This is a genomic window from Streptomyces sp. NPDC060198, assembly GCF_042728415.1.
Classification (GTDB): domain Bacteria; phylum Actinomycetota; class Actinomycetes; order Streptomycetales; family Streptomycetaceae; genus Streptomyces.
Genome location: NZ_JBHWZJ010000454.1, coordinates 1 through 4,973, shown reverse-complemented (window position 1 = coordinate 4,973; position 4,973 = coordinate 1). Strand labels below are relative to the sequence as shown.

The 4,973-nt window shown below is 71.8% G+C and carries 6 protein-coding genes and 2 tRNA genes; 5 read left to right on the top strand and 3 right to left on the bottom strand.

Features of this window, described 5'->3' with window-relative positions; genetic code table 11:
* Positions 1–151: 151 nt before the first annotated feature.
* The 3 genes from ACFWEP_RS31480 to ACFWEP_RS31470 all read right to left on the bottom strand — a co-directional run bounded on the left by ACFWEP_RS31480 (position 152) and on the right by ACFWEP_RS31470 (position 3,026).
* A complete protein-coding gene (locus ACFWEP_RS31480) occupies positions 152–775 on the bottom strand; it encodes a hypothetical protein (RefSeq protein ID WP_387375219.1) in 624 nt (207 codons plus the stop codon).
* A 227-nt stretch (positions 776–1,002) separates the two neighbouring features.
* Complete coding sequence (locus tag ACFWEP_RS31475; RefSeq protein ID WP_387375217.1) at positions 1,003–1,659, bottom strand: SDR family oxidoreductase; 657 nt, start codon at positions 1,657–1,659, stop codon at positions 1,003–1,005.
* A gap of 56 nt (positions 1,660–1,715) precedes the next feature.
* Positions 1,716–3,026 carry an amidohydrolase family protein gene (locus ACFWEP_RS31470; RefSeq protein WP_387375215.1) on the bottom strand — a complete coding sequence of 437 codons (1,311 nt, stop codon included), beginning with the start codon at positions 3,024–3,026 and terminating at the stop codon, positions 1,716–1,718.
* Positions 3,027–3,366: 340 nt separating this feature from the next.
* Here ACFWEP_RS31470 and ACFWEP_RS31465 point away from each other — a divergent pair.
* The 5 genes from ACFWEP_RS31465 to ACFWEP_RS31445 all read left to right on the top strand — a co-directional run bounded on the left by ACFWEP_RS31465 (position 3,367) and on the right by ACFWEP_RS31445 (position 4,817).
* Positions 3,367–3,439 (top strand) — tRNA-Thr (locus ACFWEP_RS31465).
* Positions 3,440–3,485: 46 nt separating this feature from the next.
* Positions 3,486–3,558 (top strand) — tRNA-Met (locus ACFWEP_RS31460).
* Between the two features lie 89 nt (positions 3,559–3,647).
* Positions 3,648–3,812 carry a 50S ribosomal protein L33 gene (rpmG, locus tag ACFWEP_RS31455; protein ID WP_003956487.1) on the top strand — a complete coding sequence of 55 codons (165 nt, stop codon included), beginning with the start codon at positions 3,648–3,650 and terminating at the stop codon, positions 3,810–3,812.
* 124 nt (positions 3,813–3,936) lie between these two features.
* Entirely contained in the window at positions 3,937–4,389 is a 453-nt protein-coding gene (locus ACFWEP_RS31450) for a MaoC family dehydratase N-terminal domain-containing protein (protein WP_387375213.1), read from the top strand.
* Positions 4,389–4,817, top strand: a complete 429-nt coding sequence (locus ACFWEP_RS31445) for a MaoC family dehydratase (RefSeq protein WP_387375212.1) — start codon at positions 4,389–4,391, stop codon at positions 4,815–4,817. The genes ACFWEP_RS31450 and ACFWEP_RS31445 overlap by 1 nt, the downstream gene beginning before the upstream one ends.
* The last annotated feature ends 156 nt before the right edge of the window (positions 4,818–4,973 follow it).

The window sequence follows — 4,973 nt, the reverse complement described above, 5'->3', positions numbered from 1 at the left end:
GCTTGAAACGCAGGTCGGACGGGGTTTCTTCATGTGTGCAAGCGCGGCTGCGGAAGGTGCCGATGGCCCCCGTGTCGCCACATCCCGTGTGCTCTCCCGGGGACGCGGATGCTGCCCTCGCTGACGTGCGCCGGTCCAGGGCCGAGGCACGTCAGTTGTCGAACCAGACGACCAGGCGGACTCCCTCGCCGCCGTGCAGGTGCGCCAGCGTGCGCATGACCGACCAGACGGCGCCCCATTCGCTGTCGGGTACGGCGTCCTTTCGCCGCAGGCGGCCGACGCGGAAGAGCCGGTCTCCGTCCGGCCACTCGGTGTTCTCGGGAAAGACGCTGCCCGCGGAGTAGAGCTGCCGGGCGGTGGTGAGGCCGGAGAGTTCGGCGAAGCGGCTGAGGCCGGAGTTCCGTCCGTGCAACTTCCAGCCGCCGTCGGAGCCTCGGCGGAACTCGTGAACGCAGCCGTCGACCTCGTTCGAGAGTTCGGCCCAGTCGACGGCTTGCCACTCCGCCCACGAAATCCAGGACTCGCCGTGCGTCTCGTCACTCCAGGACTCGAAGTCGGCCAGGACCTCTGTCGACACGTCGGGCGGGAGGCCTCGGTGATCGGCGATCGGGCGGAACGAACCGGTGTCGCGAACACCGAACAGGCACCCGAAGGCGGCGTAGTCCCGCCCGTTGTAGAGGTGCGAGAGGTCGACGGCCTGGAACCACTCGCGATCGTCCTCGTCCAGCCAGCGGTCCCAGCGGCACTCGATGAAGCCGTGGATGTCTGTCCCCATGCCCGGCATTGTTCTCCGCCCGCACGAGGTGGGCGAAGCCTTTTCTGCTTCTGGCCCACCGGGCGCGCAGTCTCTCGGGCGACGACTTCCCCATGGGCGTCCCGAGAGTGCCCATCAGCTGAGAAACCGCAGGTCAGGAATGCCAGGGGAGCCCTTCGTGAATCTGCCGGCTCCCCCCCCCGTGTGTCCCCCGGGGCGCCGGCCACCCCCGGGGCGCCCCGCCCCGCTCAGTTCCCCGCGACGTTCCGGACCGCGACCGCCAGAGGCACGTTGCCCGAGATCAGCTCCAGGGTGAGCCCCGCCGTGCTCGGGGTGTCCAGCAGCTCGGCCAGGGCCGCCGCCACGTCGTCGCGGGGGACCGGGCCCCGGCCGGTGGACGGGGAGAGCAGGACCAGGCCGGTGCCTGCGTCGTCGGTGAGCATGCCCGGGCGCAGGATCGTCCAGTCGAGCCCGGGACGCGCCCGTACGGCGTCGTCGGCCGCGCCCTTGGCCCGCAGGTACACGTCGAAGACCTCGTCGCCGGCGTGCGCGGCGTCGGCGCCCATGGCCGAGACCATGACGTAGCGGCGTACGCCCGCGCGTTCGGCCGCGTCGGCGAGCAGGACCGCCGCCGCCCGGTCCACGGTGTCCTTGCGCCCCGCACCGCTGTCGGGGCCCGCGCCCGCCGCGAACACCACCGCGTGGGCGCCCTCGAGCACCCCGGCCACCTCGTCCACGGAGGCCGATTCGAGGTCCAGGACGGCCGCTTCGGCGCCCACCGCCTCCAGGTCCCCGCGTTGTCCCGGATCGCGGACGATGCCGACCGGCTCGTCCCCGCGCGCGGCGAGCAGACGCTCCAGCCGCAGTGCGATCTGACCATGTCCACCTGCGATGACAATGCGCATGGTCACGACCGTACGCCGGAGCGGGCCCGCGCGCCGGGAGCACGCCCGGAGGAAGATCAACCCGGGCCGGTACCCGGACCGGGTCTGCCCTGGCGGGGCAGCCCGTACGGCTCCGGAAGCTCCGAGTCGCAGTACTCGCGCACCGCGCTCGTCCGGGCGACGATCCGCCCCCGGTGCACCACGATCCGGCTGTAGGCGAGCGAGAGCACGCCCGCGAGACCGTCCCCGCGCACCGCGAGCAACTCGGCCGGGAAGCCGGCCTCCACCCGCACCCCGGGCAGCCCCATCGCCTGCCGGGCGGTGTCCGCGACGGCGTCGTACGCGGCCCTGACGGGCAGTCCGTGCTGCGAGGCCAGCAGGTAAGCCGCCTCCAGCGGGTCCCCCCGCCCGACCGGGTTGGCGGTGTCGCGCAACGCCCCGCTGCCCGCCACCACTCGCACCCCGGCCGCGCGCAACAGGCGTACGGGGGCGGTGAGTCGGCGCTTCGCGCCGGAGCAGCCGCCTTGGGGCAGGCAGACGACCGTCACCCCGGCCGCCGCGAGCCGGCCGGCCGCCAGCCTCGCGGTCTCCGGAGGCAGCCGCGACAGACCGCCGCACGGGCCGATGGTGACGCCCGGCGCCGGCCCCCACGACGGCCCCGGTCCCGCCCCGGACCCCGCCCCCTGTCCGGTCGTCAGCCCGGTCGCCAGCGTGGCGAGTCGGGCCAGCCGGGCCGGGTCGGCCGCGTCCGTGTGCAGGTCCACCGGGAGCCCGTGCTCGGCGGCCACCGCGAGCGCCCGCTCCACGTACGCGTCGGGGTCGGGGTCGAGGTCCGGGCGCCCGCCGATCGCCCCCGCGCCCATCGCGACGGCGTCGCGGAGCAGAGCCGTGACGTCCCGGCCCCCGGCTCCGACGAGGCGCCGGGGGACCGCCACGGGCGTGAGGTCGGCCAGTCCGCGCAGCGCGTACCGCGCCTGCAGGACGGCTTCCAGCGGCCCGAGGCCCTGCGCGCCGCCCACCCGGACATGGGTGCGCAGCGCGGTCGCGCCGTGCCCCAGCTGGAGCAGGGCGGCCTCGGTCACGCGGCGGCGCAGGTCCTGGGGGCGGCGCGGGTCGACGTCGCAGCCGGGGGCGGTGAGGGCGGTGTCGCCGTGGGCGTGCGGTTCGGCGGGGGCGGGGAGCAGCAGGTAGCCGCGCAGGTCGACCCGTGAGCCCCGGGTGCCGAGGGTGCCGGGGGCCCCGACGGCCTCGATCCGCTCGCCGGCCACCCGTACGTCCACGAGGCGGCCGTCGGTGAGCCGTGCGCCGCACAGCAGGAGCGGTTCGGGGGTCGGGCCGGGGCCGTCCGCCGGGTCGTGGTCGGGCCGCCTCGGCCGGCTGTCGGGCATCGCGCTCCCGGGAGGGGTGATGGTCCTCGCGGCGCCCGGACGCCGACGGAACGGTGCCGGAGCGCCGCCGGAACGGCCATTTTCAAGATCGAACCGGCCCGAGCCTAGGGCGGAGTCCGACCTGTCCCGTGGAGGGGCGAAATAGTCATACCGGCGAGGTGCGCCGGGACGCCCCGGACGGAGGGGTTCCGTGGGGCTTCTGTGGTTCCGGCCCCCGGTGCTCAATCCCTGATCAGAGGCCTGGCAGGCCTCTGGGGGCGCCTCGCGCGGGGCCGTCGAGGGGGTGCGCGGAAACGGATTTGGGGGATCGGCGGAGAACCGTGTAATGTCTTCCTCGCTCGCCCCAATAGCTCAGTCGGTAGAGCGTCTCCATGGTAAGGAGAAGGTCTGCGGTTCGATTCCGCATTGGGGCTCTGGTGATCGGGAAACCCTGCTTCGGCAGGGGGACCTTTTCATCAAAGCGGTGTAGCTCAGTCGGTAGAGCAAGCGGCTCATAATCGCTGTGTCACCGGTTCAAGTCCGGTCACCGCTACAAACGGTAGCCGATTGTGGGGTCGGTCCTTCGATCGGCTACTCTTTTATGCGTTCATCCGTCCATCCGTCCGTCTTAGGAGCACTCACGTGGCTGCCACCGACGTCCGCCCGAAGATCACGCTGGCCTGCGTGGAGTGCAAGGAGCGGAACTACATCACCAAGAAGAACCGGCGTAACAACCCGGACCGTCTTGAGATGAAGAAGCACTGCCCGCGCTGCAACTCGCACACTGCGCACCGCGAAACGCGCTGAAACAGGCTCGTACACGAGGCCGTCCCCACTGGGGGCGGCCTCGTGTCGTTGTATGGGGTCGTGGGGCTGGTTCTTCGACCTCCCTCGACCCTCTTTTTTCTCTTCATCAGGAGGTAGCGAGCTCATGGCGCTCGACCAGTCCTTCGTGGGGCGGACCTATCCGCCCACCCCGGCGTACGAGGTCGGCCGGGAGAAGATCCGCGAGTTCGCCGAAGCGGTGGGTGATGCCCATCCGGCGTACGTCGACGCGGACGCGGCCCGTGCGCTCGGTCACCCCGACGTGATCGCGCCGCCCACCTTCGTCTTCTCGATCACGTTCAAGGCCGCGGGGCAGGTCATCGAGGACCCGCAGCTGGGGCTGGACTACAGCCGGGTCGTGCACGGTGACCAGAAGTTCGCCTACACGCGCCCGGTGCGGGCGGGGGACCGGCTGACGGTCACCTCGACGATCGAGCGGATCAAGTCGATGGCCGGGAACGACATCCTGGACATCCGTGGCGAGGTTCACGACGAGGCCGGCGCACACGTCGTGACGGCCTGGACGAAGCTGGTGGCGCGAGCCGCCGAGGAGGCGTGATGACCGCGAAGGTCGCTTACGAGTCGGTCGAGGTCGGTACGGAGCTGCCGTCCCGCTCCTTCCCGGTCACCCGGGCCTCGCTGGTGCGGTACGCGGGCGCGTCCGGCGACTTCAACCCGATCCACTGGAACGAGAAGTTCGCGGTCGAGGTCGGGCTGCCGGACGTCATCGCGCACGGCATGTTCACCATGGCCGAGGCGGTCCGGGTGGTCACGGACTGGGCCGGCGACCCGGGTGCGGTCGTGGAGTACGGGGTGCGCTTCACCAAGCCGGTCGTCGTGCCGAACGACGACAAGGGCGCGCTGATCGAGGTCAGCGGCAAGGTCGCCGCCAAGCTGGACGACAACCAGGTGCGGGTCGACCTGGTCGCCGTGTGCGACGGCCAGAAGGTGCTGGGCATGTCCCGCGCCGTGGTTCAGCTCGGCTGACGCCGTACGGAGTCGAGTGAAGTAAGGGGCGCGGTCCATGGGCCGCGCCCCTTACGCACGGGCGAGGGCGGCGGCATCCGTGAGCGGTGGCGGTGGTGGCGTCCGGTTGACTAAGTTAGTGATTGAGTACTAACTTACCCGCATGGCAAGGATGAG

Excerpts from the sequence above, each read along its gene's own strand:
- ACFWEP_RS31470 (WP_387375215.1), bottom strand. The coding sequence starts at position 3,026 with ATGCCCGACAGCCGGCCGAGGCGGCCCGACCACGACCCGGCGGACGGC.
- ACFWEP_RS31480 (WP_387375219.1), bottom strand. The coding sequence starts at position 775 with ATGGGGACAGACATCCACGGCTTCATCGAGTGCCGCTGGGACCGCTGG.
- ACFWEP_RS31445 (WP_387375212.1), top strand. The coding sequence starts at position 4,389 with ATGACCGCGAAGGTCGCTTACGAGTCGGTCGAGGTCGGTACGGAGCTG.
- ACFWEP_RS31450 (WP_387375213.1), top strand. The coding sequence starts at position 3,937 with ATGGCGCTCGACCAGTCCTTCGTGGGGCGGACCTATCCGCCCACCCCG.
- ACFWEP_RS31475 (WP_387375217.1), bottom strand. The coding sequence starts at position 1,659 with ATGCGCATTGTCATCGCAGGTGGACATGGTCAGATCGCACTGCGGCTG.